Genomic DNA, 22,598 nt, shown 5'->3' on the forward strand with positions numbered 1-22,598 from the left:
GTCTTCTTATCGGATGGTCGTCGGGGGATCGAGGGCGATGAGTTCTTCCTGGCTCAGGGTCACGATGCGGCGCTCGGAGGCGGCGCGCAGCTCCTGGTCCAGGCGCGTGTTGAGCTTCTGCATCAGCAGCTTGGGCGACATTTCCTCCGGCGGCACGGCCGCCAGCACGATGCGGAACCGCAGGTATTCTGCGCGCGCCGCCGGCAGCGGCTCCTTCAGCCCCGCCACCAGGATGCGCGTGGCGACGGTGGCCGAGGCCTCGCCGGGCGCGCAGCCCTCGGCCAGCACGCCCATGCGCGAGTGCGTCAGGCGCGCCGCCACGTCGCCGTCGCGCAGCAGCGATTCGCGGATGCGGCTGGCCGCCGCCAGCACCGCCGACTCGGCGGCCTCGGGGCCGAACTCCGCCGTCAGCGCGCCCAGGTTCTCGATGTGCACGATCATCAGCACGCTGGGATGCCCGTAGCGGCGCGTGAGGTGGCGCGCCGCATGCACGCGTTCGGCCAGCACCAGCGGGGTGGCCAGGCCGGTGAGGGGATCGACGGTGGTGCGGCCCTGGATGCGCGCCTGCGTCTCGCCGAGGATGCGCCCGCGCCAGGCCGTGGCGAGGTACGTGCACGCGGCCCAGAGGGTGAGCAGGCCGGCCTGCCAGATCGCGTCGTCCATCTCGTAGGGCGGGCTGTCGGCGGCCAGGCGGAAGCTCGCCAGCGCGAGCGCCAGCAGCGCCGGCAGCAGCCACCAGATCCACGGCCGGCTCTGGCGCAGTGCCCGCGCCATCAGCAGCAGCACGACCGACGTCCACAGCACGATGCCGCCGATGAGCGCCCAGTCGCTGTAGACCGCACCCACCGCCACCAGCGGCAACACGATCGCGCTGGTGGCGAACAGCCAGCGCCGCGCCTGTCGCAGGCCGCCCGCATGGCTCATGAGATCGAGCAGCTGCAGGCCCGCCAGCGCGGGCACCAGCAGCAGCACGGCGGCGGGAATCAGCGGCTGGCGGCCGATCAGCGCCAGTACGGAGAGCACGGCCATCAGCGTGCCGGCGGCGTGCAGCAGCAGCGCCCGCTCGCCGTAGGCATTGGCCTTGATGGCGCAGAAGAACACGAGCAGCACCTGGGCGCCCACGAAGGCCCCCAGCCAGAGCTGTGCCGGATCGATCAGGTCGCTCACCGCGGGTACTGCAAGCAAGGGCTAGTCGTGCACCACGACGGCGGACTCGCCCGGCCCCTCCAGCGGCGTGACGGCGGCCAGCCCCGGGGGCATGTTGCGCCGGGCGCTGGCGTTGGCAGGCCCCGGCAGCTCCATGCGCACGCGGCGCGGCGCCTGCCCGTCGCCCGCGGCGGGCGTCGTCGAAGCCGCGGTGGGCCGGAGCATCGTGTAGAGCTGCATCACGGTACGCACGTAGTTCTGCGTCTCGCGGAAGTTGGGGATGCGGTTGCCCGCACGCTGCACCGCGCCCTCGCCGGCGTTGTACGCGGCCAGCGCGAGTTCCAGCCGGCCCGGGAACATCCGCAGCAGGTCGCGCAGGTAGCGGGCGCCGGCGCGCAGGTTGGTGCGCGGGTCCTTGAGCTTCCTCTCGAGGGGCGAGCGTGCGTCGCCTGCGAGGCCGTAGCGTTCGGCCGTCGCCGGCATCACCTGCATCAGGCCGATCGCGCCCTTGGGCGAGACGGCGCCGGGGTCGAAGCCGGATTCGGCGGCGATCAGCGCCTGCAGCAGGGCGAGTTCGATGCCGTGCTCGCGGGCGGCCTCGCTCACGTGCGGCTGCACCTGGCGGAAGCCCGGCGACACCTGCAGGAAGGAGACGACACGCGCGGCCGACCCGGCCGACCCGGCCGGTGCGGCGGCGCGCGGCACCACGCCTTCGGCCGTGTCGAAGCTCTCGCCGCCGCGGAAGAACAGCTCGTAGCGTTCGTCGAGCTTCTCGGCGGCGAAATGCGCCGTGCCCTGGGCATCGACGAAGCCCCAGATCGCCGCCTGGGCCGGAGCGAGCCACAGCGCGCAGGCCAGCGCGGCCAGCGCCGCGCGCAGCATCCTCATTTCTGCAGCTCCAGCGCGTGGCTGCGGCGCTGCGCGTATTCGGCGGCAAGCATGGACATGACGACCAGCGAGTCGTAGCCGTCCTCCACCCGCACCGCCTCGCGCAGCACGCCTTCCTGCTGGAAGCCTTCCTTCATGTACAGCGACTGGGCGCGCGTGTTGCGCATCTTCACGTCGAGCCAGAAGCGGTGGGCGCCGAGGTCGTCGAAGGCGATCTTCTTGATCACGCGCACCGCGGCGTGGCCGAAGCCCTGGTGCTTGTTCTGCACCACCATGCGCTTGAGCTCGATGCAGGCGTGCTGGTTGCGGCAGCCGATCAGGATCAGGAAGCCGGCGCGGTCCAGTCCCGGGCCGGCCTCGATGATGAAGTGGCGGAAGTCCGGAAAGCGGATCGCGGCCTCGTGCTGCATCTTTTCCCACGGCGTGATGTAGGGGAGGTTCTCCGGGTCCTGCTCCAGCGACAGGACGTATTCCAGGTCGCTCTGCATGGTCGGGCGCAGGCGCACGCGGGCCGGCTCGGCATTCGTCTGGGTTTGCGATGTGCTCATGGAGCCCTCCTCTTCCTGTCCTCAGATATCGATTTCGACGGTGTCGCCGTGGATTTCCATCAGCTCGCGCCGCGCCGCCGCCTCGCCCTTGCCCATCAGCTTGGTGATCAGGCTTTCCGTGCCCGAGAAGTCGAACTTCCCCAGTGTGACAGGCAGCAGCCGGCGGGTGTCGGGATTGAGCGTGGTCTCCCACAATTGTTCCGCGCTCATCTCGCCCAGGCCCTTGAAGCGGCTGATCGTCCACTTGCCCTCGGCCACGCCTTCCTTGCGCAGCTTGTCGAGGATGGCGGTGAGCTCGCCCTCGTCCAGCGCGTACTGCTTGCCGGCCGGCTTCTTGCCGCGCGCCGGCACGTCGACGCGGAACAGCGGCGGGCGCGCGATGTACACGTGGCCGGTGTCGATCAACTTCGGGAAGTGGCGGAAGAACAGCGTGAGCAGCAGCACCTGGATGTGCGAGCCGTCAACGTCGGCATCCGACAGGATGCAGACCTTGCCGTAACGCAGTCCCGTCAGGTCGGGGGTGTCGTTGGGCCCGTGCGGATCGACGCCGATCGCCACGGCGATGTCGTGGATCTCGGTGTTGGCGAACAGGCGGTCGCGCTCGACCTCCCACGTGTTCAGGACCTTGCCGCGCAGCGGCAGGATGGCCTGGCATTCCTTGTCGCGGCCCATCTTGGCGCTGCCACCGGCCGAATCGCCCTCGACCAGGAAGATCTCGTTGTGCGTGAGCTCCTTGCTCTCGCAGTCGGTCAGCTTGCCGGGCAGCACCGCCACGCCGGAGCCCTTGCGCTTTTCCACCTTCTGGCCGGCCTTCTGGCGCGATTGCGCGGCCTTGATCGCGAGTTCCGCCAGCTTCTTGCCGTACTCCACGTGCTGGTTCAGCCACAGCTCCAGCGCCGGGCGCACGTAGCTGGAGACCAGCCGCACCGCGTCGCGCGAATTCAGCCGCTCCTTGATCTGGCCCTGGAACTGCGGGTCGAGCACCTTGGCCGACAGCACGTACGAGGCGCGCGCGAACACGTCCTCGGGCAGCAGCTTCACGCCCTTGGGCTGCAGGTTGTGCAGTTCGATGAAGCTCTTGACGGCGTTGAAAAGGCCGTCGCGCAGGCCGCTGTCGTGGGTGCCGCCGGCGGTGGTGGGAATCAGGTTGACGTAGCTCTCGCGCACCGGCTGGCCGTCTTCCGTGAAGGCCACGCACCAGGCCGCGCCCTCGCCCTCGGCGAAGTTCTCGTTGTTCTCGGCGAAGCCCTCGCCCTCGAACAGCGGGATGACCGGATCGCCCGTGAGCGTCTGCATCAGGTAGTCGCGCAGGCCGCCCTTGTACTGCCAGGTCTGCGTTTCCTTCTTCTTCTCGTCGGTGAGCTGCACGGTCACGCCGGGCATCAGCACCGCCTTGCTGCGCAGCAGGTGGGCCAGTTCGGCCATCGGCACCTGGCTCGACTCGAAGTACTTCGGGTCGGGCCAGACGCGCACCGTGGTGCCCTGCTTGCGGTCGTCCGGGCCGGCCTTGCGCACCTGCAGCTTCTCGATCACGTCGCCGCCCGAGAACGCGAGGGTGGCGACCTGGCCGTCGCGGTAGGTGGTGGCCTCCAGCCGCCTGGCGAGCGCGTTGGTGACCGAGACACCCACGCCGTGCAGGCCGCCGGAGAAGCTGTAAGCCCCGCCCTTGCCCTTGTCGAACTTGCCGCCGGCGTGCAGGCGCGTGAACACCAGCTCGATCACCGGCGCCTTCTCCTCCGGGTGCATGCCGAAGGGGATGCCGCGGCCGTCGTCCATCACGCTCACGGAGCCGTCGGCATGCATGATCACGCCGATGCGCTTGCCGTGGCCGGCCAGCGCTTCGTCGGCGGCGTTGTCCAGCGCCTCCTGCAGCACGTGCAGGGGGTTGTCGGTGCGGGTGTACATGCCCGGGCGCTGCTTGACGGGCTCGAGGCCCTTGAGCACCCGGATCGAACCTTCGGAGTAGTCGGACGGTTTCGTGGCCATGGGTGCCGAATTGTAGGGGACTCGCGGCACTGCACTGGATAGGCATCCAGCCGTGGTGTTGCATTCATGCCGCGGCGTCATCAATCGGGGGCCGCAATTTCATCAGGGTCGACAGCCCCCCGGCCGGCGTGGGAAACACCTTTGTCGCTACATTCGCCCGGATGCAATCCGCCGCCCCCAAGCTTTCGATGATGCAGGTGCTCGCCTGCGGCGCCCTGGTCGTCACGCTGTCCATGGGCATCCGCCACGGTTTCGGCCTGTGGCTGCAGCCGATCACCCAGGCCCAGGGCTGGGACCGCCAGACCTTCTCCTTCGCGCTGGCGATCCAGAACCTCGCCTGGGGCTTCATCGGGATCTTCGCCGGCATGCTGGCGGACCGCTTCGGCGCCTTCCGGGTGCTGGTCGGCGGCGCCTTGCTGTACGCGCTGGGCCTGGCGGGCATGGCCTTCCCGACCAACCCGCTGGTGTTCGCCCTGACCTCGGGCGTGCTGATCGGCGCGGCGCAGGCGGGCACGACCTACGCGATCGTCTACGGCGTCATCGGGCGGCAGATCGATGCGAGCAAGCGCTCGTGGGCGATGGGCGTCGCCGCGGCGGCCGGCTCCTTCGGCCAGTTCCTGATGGTGCCGGTGGAGCAGACGCTGATCGGCAGCCTCGGCTGGCAGAACGCGCTGCTGGCGCTGGCCGCGGCGGCCCTGCTGATCGTGCCGCTGGCGCGCGGGCTGCGCGAGCCGGGCCTCGGCGGCGCGCACGCACCCAGGCGCGAACAGACGATGCTGCAGGCGCTGGCCGAGGCCTTCCGCTATCCCAGCTTCCAGCTCCTGATGGCCGGCTACTTCGTCTGCGGCTTCCAGGTGGTGTTCATCGGCGTGCACATGCCCAGCTACCTGAAGGACAAGGGGCTGTCGCCGCAGGTGGCGAGCTACGCGCTGGCGATCATCGGCCTGTTCAACGTGTTCGGCACCTACATCGCCGGCATGCTGGGGCAGAAGCTCGCCAAGCGGAAGATCCTGGCCGCCATCTACCTCGGACGTTCGGTGGCCATCACGCTGTTCCTGCTGGCGCCGCTCACGCCGTGGTCGGTCTACATCTTCTCCGCCGCGATCGGCCTGCTGTGGCTGTCCACGGTGCCGCCCACCAACGCCACCATCGCGAATATCTTCGGCGTGGCGCACCTGTCGATGCTGGGCGGCTTCGTGTTCTTCAGCCACCAGATCGGCTCGTTCATGGGCGTGTGGCTGGGCGGCCTGCTGTACGACCGCACGGGCAGCTACGACATCGTCTGGTACCTCGCGATCGCGCTGGGCGTCTTCGCTGCGATCGTGAACCTGCCGGTGCGCGAGGCGCCGATCGCGCGCTCGCCGGTGCCGCAGGGGGCGTGATGTCCGCGCGCGCCCGCAGGATCGCCGTCTATGCCGTTGCCGGCGTGGTGCTCGCGGGGGTGTTCACGCTCTACACGCGGCCCGAGATGATGGTCAGCATCGGGGACATGATCTGGGCGTGTTTTCGATGACGCCTCCTGTGGGCCCGGACCGGGACGGGACAGTCCCGGGCTGATCCGGCCCCAGGGGGCACCGCGCCCCTCGGAACTGGCGGGGTGCTACGCCCGCTGCAGCCGCAGCGCGCCCACCGGCTGCGCCCCGGCCAGTGCAGGCACGAAAGCCGAGGGCCGCGCATCCGCCGCCTCCTCCCTGAACGCGGCGACCGCACGCACCAGGTCCCGGGCCCGGCTGCTCAGTCCGGCCGCGGCGGCCGCCATCTCCTCCACCAGCGCGGAGTTCTGCTGCGTCGTTTCGTCCATCCGCACCACCGTCGCCGCGACGCCGGACGCCAGCGAGGCCTGGCCGGTGCTGGCGGCGCTGATCTTCTTCATGATCTCGGCCACGCGCCCGATCGCCTCGACCACCTCGCTCATGGTGGCCCCGGCCTGGTCCACCAGCACGCTGCCGCGGTCCACCCGCTCGAGGCTGGCGGTGATCAGGCCCTTGATCTCCTTGGCGGCCTGCGCGCTGCGCCCCGCCAGGCTGCGCACTTCGCTGGCGACGACGGCGAAGCCGCGGCCCTGCTCGCCCGCCCGCGCCGCCTCCACCGCCGCATTGAGCGCGAGGATGTTGGTCTGGAACGAGATGCCGTCGATCACGCCGATGATGTCGCCGATGCGGCGGGCGGATTCGTCGATGTCGCGCATCGTCTGCACGACCTGCGTGACGACCTCGCCGCCGCGGGCCGCCACGGAACTCGCGTTGAGCGCCAGTTCGCTGGCCTCGCGCGCACTGCCGGCCGTGTCGTTCACCGTGCCGGACAGGCCGGACATCTGGCTGGCCGCCTGCTGCAGGTTGGCCGCCGTCTGCTCGGTGCGGTCGCTCAGGTCGCGGTTGCCGCTGGCGATCTCCAGCGAGGCGGTTTCCATGTTCGAAGCGCCGGAGCGCACGGCGGCCACCGCATGCGCCATGCGCCGCAGCATGCCCTGCAGCGCGGAAGCGCCCGGCGTGCGCACCTCCACCTCGCAGTCGCCCAGGGCGATGCCGTCCTGCCGGTTCACGCGGGAGACCAGCAGTTCGAGCTCCTCCCCTTCCGCCGACGCGCGCAGCATCTGCACGGCCAGCGCCACCTCCAGCCCGGCCTGGAACACGACGTACACGGCGTGGATGACGATGCGGCCGAGGTCCGGCGCGGGCGTGCAGTACAAGGCATACCCGGCCGCCTGCAGCCGGTCGAAGGCGACGTGGTGCACGGCGATCAGCGCCGCGGCGAACACGATCACGCGCCAGTCGAGGTAGACCAGCAGGAACGCGAGCACCACGAACACGCCGAAGTGGAATTCGAGCATGCCGCGCGCCAGCTGGATATGCACCATGACGAAGGTCATGAGCACGAAGGTGAGGACGAACCGGCAGGCGGTGGTCCCCCGCGCCAGCGCGAACGCGGCACCCGCCAGTCCGGTCAGCAGGCTCGCGGCCCAGAACGCCGTGCGCGAATCGACGAACTGCATCCCCAGCGCAATGCTCGCGAGCGCCGACAATCCGATCGAGAACATCAGCAGCTTGTCCCCGAACAGGGCCCGCTGGTGGGCGCGCTGGGCCCCGTTTGCACCGTGCATGGCAGTCTCCTCGTTACGACCCGTTACCAACGGGAGGCCGATGGTAATCAGGTCATGCAAGGCCTGTCATTGGTAGCACCTTGGGTAAGCTGCGCGGATTGCCAACTAGTGCGCGCCGGCCCGGCGAAGCGGCGCGACCCGCATGACGGAAGGAACACCGACACCGATGGACGGCCTGCCCGCCCCCTCCCCCTGGATCCTGCGCTGGGCGCACCTCGTCCCCACTGGGGGCGCGGTCTTCGACGTGGCCTGCGGCCGCGGGCGGCACCTGCGCTGGTTCGCCTCGCGCGGCCATCCCGCGACCGGCGTCGACCGCGCCCCGGAAGCACTCGCGATTTTGCAGGGCATCGCCGAGACGGTCGAAGCCGACATCGAGAACGGCCCCTGGCCCTTCGCGGGCCGGCAGTTCGACGCGGTGATCGTCACCAACTACCTCTGGCGGCCCCTGTTCCCGCGGATCCTCGCGGCCGTCGCCCCTGGCGGCGTGCTGCTGCACGAGACCTTCGCCCAGGGCAACGAGACGGTGGGCAAGCCCTCCCGAGCCGATTTCCTGCTCGCGCCGGGCGAACTGCTGCGCGCCTACGGGGGCGAGCTGCGCGTCGTCGCCTTCGAGGACGGCTTCCTCGAGGAGCCGCCGCGCTTCGTCCAGAGGATCGCGGCGGTGCGCGAGCGGCCCGGCCCGACAAGGCACCGTTACACGCTCTAGTTAGAATCCGCGCATTCCCCGGGAACAACCATGACTCCGATTACTGGCAGCATCGTCGCGCTCGTCACCCCGATGCTGGACGACGGCAGCGTCGACTACCCCACCCTGCGCAAGCTCGTCGACTGGCACATCGAGCAGGGCACCGACTGCGTCTGCGTCGTCGGCACGACGGGCGAGTCGCCCACCGTCGACGTCGAGGAGCACCAGGAGATCATCCGCGTCGCCGTCGAACAGGCCAGGAAGCGCGTGCCGATCATGGCCGGCTGCGGCGCCAACTCCACGCAGGAGGCGATCGCGCTGGCGAAGTTCGCGCAGGGCGTCGGGGCCGACGCGCAGCTGCAGGTGGTGCCCTACTACAACAAGCCCGCGCAGGAAGGCCTGTACCGGCACTTCAAGGCCGTGGCCGAGGCCACGGGCGACCTGCCCATGGTGCTGTACAACGTGCCCGGCCGCACGGTGGCGGACCTGCAGCACGACACCGTGCTGCGCCTGGCGCAGGTGCCCGGCATCGTCGGCATCAAGGAAGCCACGGCCAACATCGAGCGGGCCCAGTGGCTGATCAAGGAAGCGCCCAAGGGCTTCGCGATCTACTCCGGGGACGACCCGACCGCCGTGGCGCTGATGCTGTGCGGCGGCCAGGGCAACGTGAGCGTCACGGCCAACGTGGCGCCGCGCCTGATGCACGAACTGTGCGTCGCCGCGATGGCGGGCGACGCGAGGAAGGCGATGGAGATCCAGCGCCGCCTGCTGCCCGTGCACAAGCACCTGTTCGTCGAGGCCAACCCGATCCCCGTGAAGTGGGCGATGGCCCGCATGGGCCTGATGGGAGGCGCGCTGCGCCTGCCGATGACGCCGCTCGCCAAGGCCAACGAAGCCGTGGTCGAGGGCGCGCTGCGTGCTTCCGGCCTGCTGGGCTAGGCACGCGAAGTATCCAAGAGGGGATTCCATGAAGTTGATCGCGAAGTTCGGCCTCGTCGCCGTCGTCGCCGCGCTGTCCGCCTGTTCCGTGCTGCAGGAAGAACGGATCGATTACAAGAGCGCCACCAAGGGCCCGACGCTCGAAGTCCCGCCCGACCTGACGCAGCTCTCGCGCGACTCGCGCTACGTGGCGCCGGGCGGCGCCGTCTCGGCCAGCAGCTACAGCATCGGCCAGGCCGTGCCCAACCTGCCGACCGCCGCCACCGCCGTGGGCGACGTGCGTATCGAGCGCGCGGGCAGCCAGCGCTGGCTGGTCGTCAACCGCTCGGCCGACCAGCTGTGGGGCCCGGTGCGCGACTTCTGGCAGGAGAGCGGCTTCCTGCTCGCCATGGACCAGCCGAACCTCGGCATCATGGAGACGGACTGGGCCGAGAACCGGGCGAAGATTCCGCAGGACATCATCCGCAACACGCTGGGCAAGCTGATCGACTCGGCCTACTCCACCTCCGAGCGGGACAAGTTCCGCACCCGCCTGGAGCGCTCGCCCACCGGAGGCACGGAGATCTTCATCAGCCACCGCGGCCTGGTGGAGGTCTACAACAGCGACCGCAAGGACAGCACCGCCTGGCAGCCGCGCCCGGCCGATCCGGAGCTGGAAGCCGAATTCCTGCGCCGCCTGATGGTCAAGCTGGGCGCACCGCAGGCGCAGGCCGCGGCCGCCGTCAACGTGGCGCCGGACCGCCCGACCTCGCGCATCGCCACCGTGAACAGCCAGCCCGTCGTGCTGATCGACGAAGGCTTCGACCGCGCGTGGCGCCGCGTGGGCCTCGCGCTGGACCGCACCGGCTTCACGGTGGAGGACCGCGACCGCAGCCAGGGCACCTACTTCGTGCGCTACGTGCCGCCGAACCCGGACAAGAAGGACCCGGGCTTCTTCGGCAGGCTGTTCAGCCGCGAGAGCGCCGAGCCGCCGCTGAAGTACCGCATCAACGTGAAGACGGAAGGCCAGACCACCACCGTCTCCGTGCTGAACGCGAACGGCGCGCCCGAGACCTCGGCCAACGCGCAGCGCATCGTGCAGGTCATCGCCGACGACCTGAAGTAGCGGTGATCCGGTTCAAGAGCCTGGGCAGTGGCAGTTCGGGGAACGCCACCGTGGTCCAGGCGCGCGGTGGCACCTCGGTGGCGCACCTGCTGGTCGACTGCGGCCTCGGCATCCGCGAGCTGGACAAGCGCCTGCGCGCCGCGGGCATGCTGGCCGACCAGATCGACGCCGTCTTCATCACCCACGAACACGGCGACCACATCGGCTGCGCGCGCGCCCTCGCCCTGCGCGAGCGCATCCCGGTGTACATGAGCGAAGGCACCTATGCCGCGATCGGCGAACCCGATTTCGAGGGCCTGCTGCGCATCGCCTGCGACGGCCTCGCCTTCGAGGTGGGAGCGCTGCAGGTGCGCCCCCTCACCGTGCCGCACGACGCGCGCGAGCCGCTGCAACTGACCTGCACCGACGGCGACACGCGCCTGGGCGTCGTCACGGACCTCGGCCACGTCACCGCGCACGTGATGCAGGAGCTGGCCGGCTGCGCCACCCTGCTGCTGGAGTGCAACCACGACGAGGACATGCTGCGGACCTCCAGCTATCCGCCCTTCCTCAAGCGCCGGGTGGGCGGGCCGTACGGGCATCTCGCCAACAGCGCCGCGGCAGCGCTCGCGCAGTCGGTGCTGGCGGCAGGTGGCCTGCGGCAGGTGGTGGCGGCGCACCTGAGCGAGCAGAACAACAAGCCCGAACTCGCGCGTGCGGCGCTCGCGCAGGCGCTGGGCTGCGGGCCCGGCGACGTGCACGTGGCCGACGGCGCCAGCGGCAGCGGCTGGCTGACGGCCTAGAAACGCGTCAGGAGCCGGCGCGGCACTGCGCGTCGGTCAGCACCACGCCGCCCTTCCCGCGCTTGCCCTTGCCGCCTTGCGGCCCCGCGCCCAGCACGCGCGCATCGGAGTCCGCGGAGCTACCCGCCGGTTGCGAGAGCGAAATGAAATCGTCCTCGGACGGATCGCGCAGCTGGCTGCCCTTGCCGAGGTAGTCCGCGGTCTCGCTCGCCGTCCCGACGGCGCCCGAGCGCACCTCGGTGGACTGGCCCGCGATCGGGATGATGGGAACACGCCCGCGCGTCGGTCCCGAGGAACCGCCGCCGTCGCCGCCCGCATCGGAGCCGCCGCCCCTGCCCGAGCCGGAACTCCCGGGACCACCGGAGTCGCGCGGACCGCCCGAGTCGCCGGAACGCCCGGGGCCCGAATCGTTGTCCGGGGCGGGGCCGCCCTTCGCGCCGTCGCCGTTCACGTCGACGCCGCCCTCGAAGCGGATGCGGCCGCGCGCCGAAACCTCCACCAGGCCGCCCGCGCCGCCGCCGGCGCCGCGCGCCAGGATGCGGCCGCGGAAGTCCATTTCGCCGTTGCTCCAGGCAACCACCGTGCCCCCGTCGCCACGCAGGGTGGCATCGGCACGCAGCAGCACGCCCTTGTCCACCTCCACGTCCCGGGCGTTGGCGATGCGCGGGTCGCGGCCGTCCAGCCCGCCGCCCACCAGGATCTCGCCGCCGCCGGCTGCGTGGCTCACGTCGATCACGGTTTCCGACTTCAACTTCAGCTTGTCGGCGGTCAGCTGGACGGACCCGCCCTTCGCTGCGGTCGTGGCCAGGATGCGGCCCTCGATTTCGGCCTTGTCGGTGGCCTGCAGCACCACCTTGCCGCCCACGGTGATGGCACTGCGCGCCTGGACCAGGCCGCTGTGGTGCAGGTGCCCGGCGAAGATCGCCACCGAATCGCCCCGCAGGGTGCCGAGGTTCACGGCGCCGTCGTCCGGCGCGCGCAGCTGCATGCGGATGCCTTCGAGGCCGCGCCCGGTCACTTCCACCGTGCGGCCCGCCGCCAGCACGACGTCGCCGCCGGTGGCCTGCAGCAGCGCCTTCGAGCCGGTCGCTATGTCGCGCCCGATCAGCACCACGTCGCCGCCGCTCGCCAGGATGCGGCCGTCGCCCTGCACCTGCAGGCTGCCGTCGTTGTGCCTGAATTCGCCCAGGTCGCCGGCGCCGAACAGCAGGCGGCCGGCGATCGCGTTGTCGCGGCTGATGCCCAGCGTAGACGCGGTGAAGCCCGCGGTGTCCACCACCGCGCCGGCGCCGACGGCGATGCCCGCCGGGTTGACCAGCACGAGGCGGCCGTTCGACCACAGCGTGCCCGCGATCGCGCTGGGGTTGCCGCCCAGCACGCGATTGATGGAGGTGCTCGCGGCGTCCGGCTGCTGGAAGCGCACCGACTCGCCCTGGCCGACGCCGAAGCCGGACCAGTCGAGGACGGAGCGCCCGCCGGCGCCGTTCACGGTCGTGACGGTGGTGACCTTGCCGTCGCGGCCGATGCTGGCCGAGCCGTGGACAGGCACCAGGCCGGAGGGCTCGGCCATCACGGTGAGGCCGAACGATGCCGCGATGCCGGCGCACAGCGCGCGACGGGCGAAGCCCAGGGTGGAGGTACTGCGTAACGCCATCTCTTCCCGCGCAACGAGTTGCAAAGGACTGCAGTGTTGAGGCGCTCGCCTGGCGCCAGTGAGGCGCAGGTCGCTAGATGCTGTCGGACAGAGCCGACAACCGTGAGCGGGGCGTGAAGGGATTCACGGATGGCGCGCCCCGATCGCCCCCGCGGCTTGCCCAGGCTGGGAAAAAGACACAGGCGCCCCCGAGTGCGGCGGGCAAAAGAAAAAGCCGCCCGAAGGCGGCTTTCTCATCGACGCGCGAAGCGCTTCGCGCGAAGGCTTACTTCGTCGCGGCGGACGCGGACGAAGCGGCGGCAGCGGCGGAGTCGGCAGCAGCCGCGGCCGAGCCTGCAGCGGCGGACGCCGCAGTGTTCGCCGCATCGGCGGCGGCGGGGGCCGGCGCCGGCGCCGGCGCGGGGGCCGGAGCAGCAGCGGGGGCCGGGGCGGGAGCGGGCGCCGGCTCTTCCTTCTTGCCGCAGGCGGCCAGGGCAGCGGCGGCGACCAGGGTGGCCAGAACGAGCGATTTCTTCATTTCAGTTTCCTTCTTAGGGATGGGGACAACGATTCCGGAACTTTGTCCTGGCGGGCGAAGCCGCTAGTGACCGAGTGGAGAGGCTCGAGCCCTTTCCAGCTCAGCCAAAAATTATAACCTCAAAGGGTTTTTCCTATGGGCGGCAGCCGGATCCAGGGAACTGTCAAAGGCCGAGCGTGGTGGCGGGAAAGGCGGGCGTCGCCTTGAGCAGCCACTCGTTGAGCGACTCGCGCAGCAGCACGCGGCGCTCGGGCTCGCTGCCGCAATAGCCGCTGCTGCGGTCCACGTTGCGGCGCTCCAGCACCCACGCCGGGCTCCACAGCGCGCTGGGCAGGTCGAGCCGGTCGGCGCCGGCACAGGCCAGCGGGGTGATGATGTGCGACCACTGCCGGCGCCACTGCACGAAGCGCGCGTGGTGCCGCAGCACCCCGTCGTAGCTGCGCGCGAGCAGCACCATCTTGCGTCCGCCATGCGACCACGCCTGCAGCGACTCGGCGACGCCGCGTTCGCCGAGGGGCCAGTCCTCGAAGTCGGGGTCGCTCAGCACGATCTCGCGCCAGCCCTCGCGGGCCGCGCAAGCCAGCGCGTCGCGCACCAGCTGGCGGAAGTCGTCGCGGCCCTCGAAGCGGCGCGAGGGCAGCGGCGCATCGGTGGCCCGGGATTCTTCGTTCATCGCTCTCCTCCGTACGCCAGGTTTCGCTATCGCCCGCCCCGGGCGTCGCCCGTGGCGTGGGCCCAGCCGGCTTCGCACCACGACAGCAGCAGTTCGCGCGCGCCGTCGCTCGCCAGCGCGAGCTCCTGCGCGTCGAGGCGGCGGCGGTCGGCCAGCCGGCGCATCAGCTTCGCGTCCGCGCCGCCGGCACGCCACGCCTCGCCGTTGATGAAGACATGCCGGGCATCATGCAGCATCCGCGTGCGCGGATCGAGTGCCAGCGCGCGCAGCCGGCGCGGCACGCGGCCCGGCTCGAACCAGACGTTCGCCTTGGGCTCGGTGAGGTATTCGCCCAGCGCGCGGTCCAGCGCCGAGGGGTCCTTCAGCGCCGCCGCCAGCGCCTCCTGCGCGAACGCGCGCAGGCCCTGCGGAATGGCGCCGGGCGACTCGGTGGCGGGCTGCGCCGGGTCCCTGTAGAGGCGCTGGGCGCCCTCCTCCGCGGCCTCGTCGCCGATGCGCTGCAGCAGCTCGCGCGCGAGCTCCGCCTGCGCGGGCGCGCGAAAGCCGATCGAGTAGGTCTGGCACTCGCCTTGCGCGATGCCGTCGTGCGCGTAGCGCGGCGGCAGGTACAGCAGGTCGCCCGGCTCCAGGAGGAATTCCTGCTCCGGCTCGAAGTGCGCCAGGATCTTCAGCGGCACGCCCTCCTGCAGCTGCAGGTCGGACTGGCGGCCGATGCGCCAGCGGCGCTGTCCCTGCGCCTGCAGCAGGAACACGTCGTAGCTGTCGAAGTGCGGGCCGACGCCCCCGCCGTCGCTCGCATAGCTGATCATCAGGTCGTCCAGGCGCGCGGCCGGCACGAAATCGAACTGGTGCAGCAGCGCATGCGCGCTGTCGTGGTGCAGGTCCACGCCCTGCACCAGCAGCGTCCAGCCCGGCTGCTTCAGGGGCGGCAGGGCCCGGCGCGCGAAGGGGCCGCGCTGCAGCCGCCAGGAGCGGCCCTCGTGCGCGACCAGGCGCGATTCGACCTCGCTGCGAGCGGCCAGCGCGAACAGTTCGCGCGGCGGCAGCAGCGCCCGGAAGCCGGGGATGGCCTGGCGGACCAGCAGGGGCTTCTTCTGCCAGTGCCGCTTCATGAACAGCGCCGGGCTCAGGCCGCCGAGCAAGGCCAGGGGTGCGGTGGGTTCCATGGGGAGCTGCGACAATTCTCCTATGGAAATCACACCGAACTGCGTCGTCGCGCTGACCTGGACGCTGAAGGACACGCTGGGAGAGGAGCTGGACCGGCTGGAGGAACCGGTGGAGTTCCTGGTCGGCGGCCGGGACCTGCTGGCGAAGGTGGAGGACGCCTTGCAGGGCCACGAGCCCGGCGACCGCCTCGACCTGCACCTGGAGCCGGAGGACGCCTTCGGCGACTACGACGAACAGCGCGTGTTCCTCGAGCCGCGCAGCGCGTTCCCGAGCGAGCTGGAGGAAGGCATGACCTTCGAGGGCCTGCCCCCGGGCGCCACCAGCGCCGACGCGCCGAAGAACCTGCTCTACACCGTCACCGAGATCTACCCCGAGCACGTCGTGGTCGATGGCAACCACCCGCTGGCGGGCATCGCGATCCGGCTGCACCTGAAGGTGGAGGCCGTGCGCGAGGCGACCGAAGACGAAGTGGGCCGCGGAACGCTGGGAACGGGCTTCTTCCGGATCGGGGAGTAAGACGGGTACCGGACGCAGAGGACGCGAAGGGTACGCAGAGGACGCAAAAGAAAACCATTAAAGTTTTCTTTGTCTTCTTTGCGTCCTCTGCGTACCCTTTGCGTCCTCTGCGTCCGGCTGTCCGGTTTTGACTGCGCAAAAAAAAACGCCCGGCCTGCACCGGGCGTTTCTCATTCGCAGCGACGCTTAGCCGCGATAGATCACGCCGTTGTCGACGCGCACGCGGTCGCCCACGCGCAGGTCGCCCGTGGCGGGCACTTCGTACGTGCGCACCACGCCCTGGTCCGACTGCATCGTGATGCGGTAGCCGGCCTGCGTCGTCACCCCCTGCGAGTTGCGCGCGATCTGGCTGCCGACCGCCGCGCCGGCCACGCCGCCCAGCACCGTCGCCGCCGTGCGGCCGGTGCCGCTGCCGATCTGGTTGCCCAGCAGGCCACCCACCACGCCGCCGACCACGGCGCCGAGGATGTTGTGCGTGGTCGGAGCGGTCGTGCCCACCGGCAGGTATTCGATGTTGATGATGCGGCCGTACTCGGTGCCCGCCACCGGGTAGCTGGAGGCCGGGTAGGTCGTCGTCGTGGTCGGATAGGTCGACGGATACGTCGAGGCCATCGGGCCGTAGGACGAGCACGCCGCGAGCATCGCGACGGCCAGGCCACCGGTCACCAGCGAAGTCAGACGGGAAATGGTGCGCATGGAATTCTCCTTCGTTGCTTGATCTGCACACGGCGCCACCCACATCGGGGGCGCCTTGTACAGCTCATTGAAACGAGGCCGGGCCGCGCGCGGGTGCAGGCTTTGGCGCACTTACACGTAGGACCGCGTTGGCGAGCTTGTCAGCCGGCACGCACCCGGCAGGTCATCAGCTCTTCCCTGTGGAGCCGTAACCGCCCGCGCCGCGCTCCGTCGCGGGAAAGTCGGCGACCACCCGGAACGAGGCCTGCACCACCGGCACGACCACCAGCTGGGCGAGCCGCTCCATCGGTTGCAGCGTGAAGGCAGTGTCGCTGCGGTTCCAGGCGCTGACCATCAGCTGGCCCTGGTAGTCGCTGTCGATCAGGCCCACGAGGTTGCCGAGCACGATGCCGTGCTTGTGGCCGAGGCCCGAGCGCGGAAGGATCAGCGCGGCGTAGGCGGGGTCCCGCAGCCAGATGGCGATGCCGGTGGGCACCAGCTGCCAGGCGTTCGGCGCCAGCGTGAGCGGCGCATCGAGGCAGGCGCGCAGGTCCAGGCCGGCGCTGCCCGGGGTGGCATAGGTGGGCAACTGGTCCGCCATGCGCGGATCGAGGATCTTGACGTCGACTTGCATTCGGGAGGGTGTCAGGTGGCGGCGGGGCCGGCGCGGCGGCGGGCGATCTCGGCGACCAGCTGGCGCGCCAGTGCGAGCTTGGAGGCGCGGGGCAGTTCGACCACGCCCTGCGCGTCCACCAGCAGCAGCTGGTTGTCGTCCTGGCCGAAGGTGCTCGGCCCGATGTTGCCCACCAGCAGGGGCACGCCCTTGCGTTCGCGCTTGGCGCGGGCGTTCTTCACGAGCTCGTGGCTCTCGGCGGCGAAACCGACGCAGAACAGAGCGCCGCTCTTCGCCCGCTCGCCGCGCGCCACGGTGGCGAGGATGTCGGGGTTCTCGGTGAAGCTCACGGTGGGCGGCAGGCCGCTGCCGTCCTTCTTGATCTTCTGGTCGGATTCGTTCGCCGGGCGCCAGTCGGCCACGGCGGCGGTCGCGACGAACACGTCGGCCCGCGGGACTTCCGCCTCGGTCGCGGCGAGCATCTGGCGGGCCGATTTCACGTCCACGCGCCTCACGCCGCGCGGGGTGGCAAGGCTCACCGGGCCCGCGATGACGACGACGTCGGCACCGGCCTCGCGGGCCGCGCGCGCAATGGCGAAGCCCATCTTGCCGGAGGAGTGGTTGGTGATGCCGCGGATCGGGTCGAGCGCCTCGAAGGTAGGCCCCGCGGTGACGACCACCTTGCGGCCGGCCAGCACCTTGGGCTGGAAGAAGGCGATCACGTCCTCCAGCAGTTCCTTGGGCTCCAGCATGCGGCCGTCGCCCGTCTCGCCGCAGGCCTGCAGGCCGCTGCCCACGCCCAGCAGCGTGGCGCCGTCGGCGGCGAGCTGCGCCATGTTGCGCTGAGTGGCGGGATGGGCCCACATCTCGCGGTTCATGGCCGGCGCGATCAGCAGGGGGACGCTGGCGATGGGGCGCGCCAGGCACATCAGCGAGAGCAACTCGTCGGCGCGGCCCTGCACCAGCCTGGCGATGAAGTCGGCGCTGCAGGGCGCGATGAGGATGGCGTCGGACTGCCGCGACAGGTTGATGTGCGGCATGTTGTTCGGCTCGCGCGGGTCCCATTGCGAGGTGTAGACCGGGCGGTTCGACAACGCCTGCATGGTCACGGGCGTGATGAATTGCTCGCTCGCCTCGGTCATCACGACCTGCACCGTCGCGCCCTCCTTGACGAGCCCCCGGCACAGTTCCGCGGACTTGTAGCACGCGATGCCCCCCGTGAGGCCCAGGACGATGTGCTTGCCGGCAAGGTCGTTCATGGGCGGGAGTGTACCGAGGGGCTGGAGGCAGGCCCTGACCTCTATAATCTCGCTTTACCACCTCCCCGGGAGCGCACCTCCCGATCGACATGACCAAATTCGTCTTCGTCACCGGCGGTGTGGTGTCCTCCCTGGGCAAGGGAATCGCCTCAGCCTCCCTCGCAGCGATCCTGGAGTCGCGGGGCCTCAAAGTCACCCTCATCAAGCTCGATCCGTACATCAACGTCGATCCGGGCACGATGTCGCCCTTCCAGCACGGCGAGGTGTTCGTCACCGACGACGGCGCCGAGACCGACCTGGACCTGGGCCACTACGAGCGCTTCGTCACCACGCGGATGCGCCGCGCCAACAACTTCACCACCGGCCAGATCTACAAGAGCGTGCTGGAAAAGGAACGCCGGGGCGACTACCTGGGCAAGACGGTGCAGGTGATCCCGCACGTCACCAACGAGATCCAGGAATTCATCCGCCGCGGCGCCGGCATGGGCACGCCCAGTGAAGTGGACGTCGCGATCGTCGAGATCGGCGGCACGGTGGGCGACATCGAGTCCCTGCCCTTCCTCGAAGCGGTGCGCCAGATGGCGCTCAAGCTCGGCCCCAACAACTCCGCCTTCGTGCACCTGACCTACGTGCCGTGGATCGGCGCCGCCGGCGAACTCAAGACCAAGCCCACGCAGCACACCGTGCAGAAGATGCGCGAGATCGGCATCCAGCCCGATGCGCTCCTGTGCCGCGCCGACCGCAACATCCCCGAGGACGAGGCCGACAAGATCAGCCTGTTCACCAACGTGCCGAAGTGGGGCGTGATCTCCATGCCGGACGTGGACACCATCTACAAGGTGCCGCGCGTGCTGCACGAGCAGGGCCTCGACGGCCTCATCTGCGACAAGCTGCGCCTGAACACGCCGCCGGCCAACCTCAAGCGCTGGGACCAGCTGGTGTACGAGGTGGAGCATCCGCGCGGCGAGGTCAACATCGCCATGGTCGGCAAGTACGTCGACCTGTCGGACAGCTACAAGTCGCTCAACGAGGCGCTGCGCCACGCGGGCCTGAAGAACCACGTGCGCGTGAAGATCGACTACGTCGACTCCGAGACGATCACGCCGGAGACGGTGGGCCAGCTCGCCAAGTTCGACGCCGTGCTGGTGCCGGGCGGCTTCGGCAAGCGCGGCGTGGAAGGCAAGATCCTGGCGGCGCGCTTCGCCCGCGAGCAGAAGGTGCCGTACCTGGGCATCTGCCTGGGCATGCAGGTCGCCACCATCGAGTACGCGCGAGATGTCGCCGGCCTGGAGGGCGCGAACAGCACCGAGTTCGATCCGCAGACCCAGCATCCCGTGATCGCGCTGATCACCGAATGGAAGGACTCGAGCGGCGCGATCCAGACCCGCACCGAGCAGTCGGACCTGGGCGGCACGATGCGCCTGGGCGCCCAGAGTTCGGACGTCGCCCAGGGCACGCTCGCGCACCAGATCTACGGCGACGTGGTGACCGAGCGGCACCGCCATCGCTACGAAGCGAACGTGAAGTACCTGGACCAGCTGCGCAAGGCGGGGCTGGTGATCTCCGCGCTCACGCAGCGCGAGCAGCTGACCGAGATCGTGGAGCTGCCGCAGGACGTGCACCCCTGGTTCATGGGCGTGCAGTTCCACCCCGAATTCAAGTCCACGCCCTGGGACGGCCATCCCCTCTTCAACGCCTTCATCTCCGCCGCCTGCCAGCACCAGTCGCAGCGGCAGGGGACGAGCGCGAAGTCGCTCAAGGCGGTGGCATGAAGCTCTGCGGTTTCGAGGTGGGGCTGGACAAGCCCTTCTTCCTCATCTCGGGGCCCTGCGTCGTCGAATCCGAGCAGCTGCAGATGGACGTGGCCGGCCAACTCAAGGAGATCACGGCCTCCCTGGGCATCCCCTTCATCTTCAAGAGCAGCTACGACAAGGCCAACCGCTCCTCGGGCGCCAGCTTCCGCGGCCCGGGCATGGAAAAGGGCCTGGAGATCCTGGCCAAGGTCAAGCGCGAGCTGAAGGTGGCGATCCTGACCGACGTGCACACGGAGGCGGAGATCCCGGTGGTGGCGCAGGTCGTCGACGTGCTGCAGACGCCCGCCTTCCTGTGCCGCCAGACCGACTTCATCCGCGCCGTGGCCCAGTCCGGCAAGCCGGTGAACATCAAGAAGGGCCAGTTCCTCGCGCCCGGCGACATGAAGAACGTGATCCAGAAGGCCCGCGAGGCCGCGCGCGAGAAGGGCCTGCCGGAGGACAGCTTCCTCGCCTGCGAGCGCGGCGCCAGCTTCGGCTACAACAACCTGGTTTCGGACATGCGCTCGCTGGCGATCCTGCGCGAGACGGGCGCGCCGGTGGTGTTCGATGCCACGCATTCGGTGCAGCTGCCTGGCGGCCAGGGCACGAGCTCCGGCGGCCAGCGCGAATTCGTGCCGGTGCTCTCGCGTGCGGCGGTGGCCGTGGGCGTGGCGGGCCTGTTCATGGAGACGCATCCCGATCCGGCCAAGGCCCTGTCCGACGGGCCGAATGCGGTGCCCCTCAAGCACATGCGCGCATTGCTGGAGACGCTGGTGGCGCTCGACCGCGTCACCAAGAAGAACGGCTTCCTGGAGAACGACTTTGCCTAGTGCCTACATCCTCGCCAACGTCGAAATCACGAACCCGCAGCAGTACGAAGAGTACAAGCGGCTGTCCACCATCGCGATGAAGGCGCACGGCGCCGAAGTCTGCGTGCGCGGCGGCGCGCTGCAGGTGCTGGAAGGCGACTGGACGCCGGGCCGCACGGTGATCCTGAAATTCCCCTCCGTCGAAAAGGCCCGCGCGTTCTACGACTCCCCCGAATACGCCGCCGCGAAGAAGGCGCGCGAGGGGGCTGCGGTGATGCGCATGGTGCTGGTCGAAGGCACCTGAAACCCAAGGCAGGACGCAGAGGACGCAAAGGGTACGCAGAGAACGCAAAGAAGACATTTATGAATTGGTTGTCTTTTGCGTCCTCTGCGTACCCTTTGCGTCCTCTGCGTCCGGAAGTTTTTTGAAACTCAAAAGAGAAACGAATGAGCGCAATCGTTGACATCGTCGGCCGCGAGATCCTGGATTCGCGGGGCAATCCCACCGTGGAGTGCGACGTCCTGCTGGAGTCGGGCACCATGGGCCGCGCCGCCGTGCCCTCCGGCGCCTCCACCGGCTCGCGCGAGGCCATCGAGCTGCGCGACGGCGATCCCAAGCGCTACCTGGGCAAGGGCGTGCTCAAGGCCGTGGAGCACATCAACACCGAGATCTCCGAATCGGTGCTGGGCCTCGACGCCTCCGAGCAGAACTTCCTGGACAAGACGCTGATCGACCTCGACGGCACCGAGAACAAGAGCCGCCTGGGCGCCAACTCCATGCTGGCGGTGTCGATGGCGGTCGCGCGCGCGGCCGCCGAGGAATCCGGCCTGCCCCTGTACCGCTACTTCGGCGGCATGAACGGCTGCCTGCTGCCGGTGCCGATGATGAACGTGGTCAACGGCGGCGCCCACGCCAACAACAACCTCGACCTGCAGGAGCTGATGATCATCCCCCTGGGCGCGCCGTCGTTCCGCGAGGCGCTGCGCTACGGCGCCGAGGTGTTCCACGCCCTGCGCAAGATCATCCACGACAAGGGCATGAGCGTGGCCGTCGGCGACGAAGGCGGCTTCGCCCCCAACGTGGAGAACCACGAGGCCGCGATCCAGATGATCCTGCAGGCCATCGAACGCGCCGGCTACAAGCCGGGCGAGCAGATCGCCCTGGGCCTGGACTGCGCCTCCAGCGAGTTCTACAAGGAAGGCGAGAACCTGTACGACCTGTCCGGCTCCGAAGGCGAGAAGCTCTCGCCCGAGCAGTGGGTCACCACCCTCGAATCCTGGGTCGGCAAGTACCCGATCATCAGCATCGAGGACGGCATGGCCGAAGGCGACTGGGACGGCTGGAAGCTGCTGACCGAGCGCCTGGGCAAGCGCGTGCAGCTGGTGGGCGACGACCTGTTCGTCACCAACACGAAGATCCTCAAGGAAGGCATCGAGCGCAACATCGCCAACTCGATCCTCATCAAGATCAACCAGATCGGCACGCTGACCGAGACCTTCGCCGCCATCGAGATGGCCAAGCGCGCCAACTACACGGCGGTGATCTCGCACCGCTCGGGCGAGACCGAGGACTCCACCATCGCCGACATCGCGGTGGGCACCAACGCCGGCCAGATCAAGACCGGCTCCCTCTCGCGTTCGGACCGCATGGCCAAGTACAACCAGCTGCTGCGCATCGAGGAAGACCTCGGCGAGGTCGCCCAGTACCCGGGCCGCTCGGCGTTCTACAACCTGCGCTGACCG

General features: G+C 69.7%; 23 protein-coding genes. 11 read left to right on the forward strand and 12 right to left on the reverse strand.

Going from position 1 to position 22,598, the window contains the following annotated elements; genetic code table 11:
• Positions 1 to 6: 6 nt before the first annotated feature.
• The 4 genes from WG923_RS22105 to WG923_RS22120 are packed head-to-tail and all read right to left on the reverse strand — an operon-like array spanning position 7 to position 4,568.
• Positions 7 to 1,185 carry a diguanylate cyclase domain-containing protein gene (locus WG923_RS22105; protein WP_340353165.1) on the reverse strand — a complete coding sequence of 393 codons (1,179 nt, stop codon included), beginning with the start codon at positions 1,183 to 1,185 and terminating at the stop codon, positions 7 to 9.
• Between the two features lie 3 nt (positions 1,186 to 1,188).
• On the reverse strand, positions 1,189 to 2,034 hold the full coding sequence (locus tag WG923_RS22110; RefSeq protein WP_340353166.1) for a lytic transglycosylase domain-containing protein: 846 nt from the start codon (positions 2,032 to 2,034) through the stop codon (positions 1,189 to 1,191).
• Complete coding sequence (locus WG923_RS22115; RefSeq protein ID WP_340353167.1) at positions 2,031 to 2,582, reverse strand: GNAT family N-acetyltransferase; 552 nt, start codon at positions 2,580 to 2,582, stop codon at positions 2,031 to 2,033. The genes WG923_RS22110 and WG923_RS22115 overlap by 4 nt, the downstream gene beginning before the upstream one ends.
• A gap of 21 nt (positions 2,583 to 2,603) precedes the next feature.
• A complete protein-coding gene (locus WG923_RS22120; protein WP_340353168.1) occupies positions 2,604 to 4,568 on the reverse strand; it encodes a DNA topoisomerase IV subunit B in 1,965 nt (654 codons plus the stop codon).
• A 161-nt stretch (positions 4,569 to 4,729) separates the two neighbouring features.
• Here WG923_RS22120 and WG923_RS22125 point away from each other — a divergent pair, with 161 nt between their 5' ends.
• Complete coding sequence (locus tag WG923_RS22125) at positions 4,730 to 5,950, forward strand: MFS transporter (protein ID WP_340353169.1); 1,221 nt, start codon at positions 4,730 to 4,732, stop codon at positions 5,948 to 5,950.
• On the forward strand, positions 5,950 to 6,081 hold the full coding sequence (locus WG923_RS22130; protein ID WP_340353170.1) for a hypothetical protein: 132 nt from the start codon (positions 5,950 to 5,952) through the stop codon (positions 6,079 to 6,081). The genes WG923_RS22125 and WG923_RS22130 overlap by 1 nt, the downstream gene beginning before the upstream one ends.
• Before the next feature lie 87 nt (positions 6,082 to 6,168).
• On the opposite strand, the gene WG923_RS22135 is transcribed toward WG923_RS22130, so the two are convergent.
• Positions 6,169 to 7,668: a methyl-accepting chemotaxis protein gene (locus WG923_RS22135; RefSeq protein ID WP_340353171.1), complete on the reverse strand. Its 1,500-nt coding sequence runs from the start codon at positions 7,666 to 7,668 to the stop codon at positions 6,169 to 6,171.
• A 166-nt stretch (positions 7,669 to 7,834) separates the two neighbouring features.
• Between WG923_RS22135 and WG923_RS22140 the strand changes: the two genes are divergently transcribed.
• From WG923_RS22140 to WG923_RS22155, 4 genes are read left to right on the forward strand one after another with little or no spacing between them, the layout of a single operon-like run.
• Positions 7,835 to 8,374, forward strand: a complete 540-nt coding sequence (locus WG923_RS22140) for a class I SAM-dependent methyltransferase (RefSeq protein ID WP_340353172.1) — start codon at positions 7,835 to 7,837, stop codon at positions 8,372 to 8,374.
• A gap of 30 nt (positions 8,375 to 8,404) precedes the next feature.
• Positions 8,405 to 9,292 carry a 4-hydroxy-tetrahydrodipicolinate synthase gene (gene dapA, locus WG923_RS22145; protein ID WP_340353173.1) on the forward strand — a complete coding sequence of 296 codons (888 nt, stop codon included), beginning with the start codon at positions 8,405 to 8,407 and terminating at the stop codon, positions 9,290 to 9,292.
• Positions 9,293 to 9,320: 28 nt separating this feature from the next.
• A complete protein-coding gene (bamC, locus tag WG923_RS22150; RefSeq protein ID WP_340353174.1) occupies positions 9,321 to 10,397 on the forward strand; it encodes an outer membrane protein assembly factor BamC in 1,077 nt (358 codons plus the stop codon).
• 2 nt (positions 10,398 to 10,399) lie between these two features.
• Positions 10,400 to 11,179 (forward strand): MBL fold metallo-hydrolase, encoded by a 780-nt coding sequence (locus WG923_RS22155; RefSeq protein WP_340353175.1) that lies wholly within the window; start codon positions 10,400 to 10,402, stop codon positions 11,177 to 11,179.
• Between the two features lie 7 nt (positions 11,180 to 11,186).
• Here WG923_RS22155 and WG923_RS22160 read toward each other — a convergent pair whose 3' ends face one another.
• From WG923_RS22160 to WG923_RS22175, 4 genes are all read right to left on the reverse strand, one after another.
• Positions 11,187 to 12,833, reverse strand: a complete 1,647-nt coding sequence (locus tag WG923_RS22160) for a filamentous hemagglutinin N-terminal domain-containing protein (protein ID WP_340353176.1) — start codon at positions 12,831 to 12,833, stop codon at positions 11,187 to 11,189.
• A gap of 265 nt (positions 12,834 to 13,098) precedes the next feature.
• The gene (locus WG923_RS22165; RefSeq protein ID WP_340353177.1) at positions 13,099 to 13,350 is read right to left on the reverse strand and encodes a hypothetical protein; all 252 of its coding nucleotides are present in this window, start codon (positions 13,348 to 13,350) and stop codon (positions 13,099 to 13,101) included.
• Between the two features lie 163 nt (positions 13,351 to 13,513).
• On the reverse strand, positions 13,514 to 14,023 hold the full coding sequence (locus WG923_RS22170) for a hypothetical protein (protein WP_340353178.1): 510 nt from the start codon (positions 14,021 to 14,023) through the stop codon (positions 13,514 to 13,516).
• Positions 14,024 to 14,049: 26 nt separating this feature from the next.
• Positions 14,050 to 15,189 (reverse strand): cupin domain-containing protein, encoded by a 1,140-nt coding sequence (locus tag WG923_RS22175; protein ID WP_340353179.1) that lies wholly within the window; start codon positions 15,187 to 15,189, stop codon positions 14,050 to 14,052.
• A gap of 22 nt (positions 15,190 to 15,211) precedes the next feature.
• Here WG923_RS22175 and WG923_RS22180 point away from each other — a divergent pair, with 22 nt between their 5' ends.
• Positions 15,212 to 15,706, forward strand: a complete 495-nt coding sequence (locus tag WG923_RS22180) for an FKBP-type peptidyl-prolyl cis-trans isomerase (protein WP_340353180.1) — start codon at positions 15,212 to 15,214, stop codon at positions 15,704 to 15,706.
• Between the two features lie 186 nt (positions 15,707 to 15,892).
• Here WG923_RS22180 and WG923_RS22185 read toward each other — a convergent pair whose 3' ends face one another.
• The 3 genes from WG923_RS22185 to coaBC form a co-directional block, all read right to left on the reverse strand.
• On the reverse strand, positions 15,893 to 16,402 hold the full coding sequence (locus WG923_RS22185; RefSeq protein ID WP_340353181.1) for a glycine zipper 2TM domain-containing protein: 510 nt from the start codon (positions 16,400 to 16,402) through the stop codon (positions 15,893 to 15,895).
• Between the two features lie 166 nt (positions 16,403 to 16,568).
• On the reverse strand, positions 16,569 to 17,015 hold the full coding sequence (gene dut, locus WG923_RS22190; RefSeq protein WP_340353182.1) for a dUTP diphosphatase: 447 nt from the start codon (positions 17,013 to 17,015) through the stop codon (positions 16,569 to 16,571).
• Between the two features lie 11 nt (positions 17,016 to 17,026).
• Entirely contained in the window at positions 17,027 to 18,253 is a 1,227-nt protein-coding gene (gene coaBC, locus WG923_RS22195) for a bifunctional phosphopantothenoylcysteine decarboxylase/phosphopantothenate--cysteine ligase CoaBC (RefSeq protein ID WP_340353183.1), read from the reverse strand.
• 89 nt (positions 18,254 to 18,342) lie between these two features.
• Here coaBC and WG923_RS22200 point away from each other — a divergent pair, with 89 nt between their 5' ends.
• The 4 genes from WG923_RS22200 to eno all read left to right on the forward strand — a co-directional run bounded on the left by WG923_RS22200 (position 18,343) and on the right by eno (position 22,595).
• Positions 18,343 to 20,025, forward strand: a complete 1,683-nt coding sequence (locus tag WG923_RS22200) for a CTP synthase (protein ID WP_340353184.1) — start codon at positions 18,343 to 18,345, stop codon at positions 20,023 to 20,025.
• The gene (kdsA, locus tag WG923_RS22205; protein ID WP_340353185.1) at positions 20,022 to 20,876 is read left to right on the forward strand and encodes a 3-deoxy-8-phosphooctulonate synthase; all 855 of its coding nucleotides are present in this window, start codon (positions 20,022 to 20,024) and stop codon (positions 20,874 to 20,876) included. Before WG923_RS22200 ends, kdsA begins: the two co-directional genes overlap by 4 nt.
• Positions 20,869 to 21,159 carry a DUF1330 domain-containing protein gene (locus WG923_RS22210; RefSeq protein WP_340353186.1) on the forward strand — a complete coding sequence of 97 codons (291 nt, stop codon included), beginning with the start codon at positions 20,869 to 20,871 and terminating at the stop codon, positions 21,157 to 21,159. Before kdsA ends, WG923_RS22210 begins: the two co-directional genes overlap by 8 nt.
• Positions 21,160 to 21,302: 143 nt before the next feature.
• Entirely contained in the window at positions 21,303 to 22,595 is a 1,293-nt protein-coding gene (eno, locus tag WG923_RS22215; RefSeq protein ID WP_340353187.1) for a phosphopyruvate hydratase, read from the forward strand.
• Positions 22,596 to 22,598 lie beyond the last annotated feature (3 nt).

Origin of the sequence: Ramlibacter sp. AN1133 (assembly GCF_037890035.1) — a bacterium.
Classification (GTDB): Bacteria; Pseudomonadota; Gammaproteobacteria; order Burkholderiales; family Burkholderiaceae_C; genus Ramlibacter.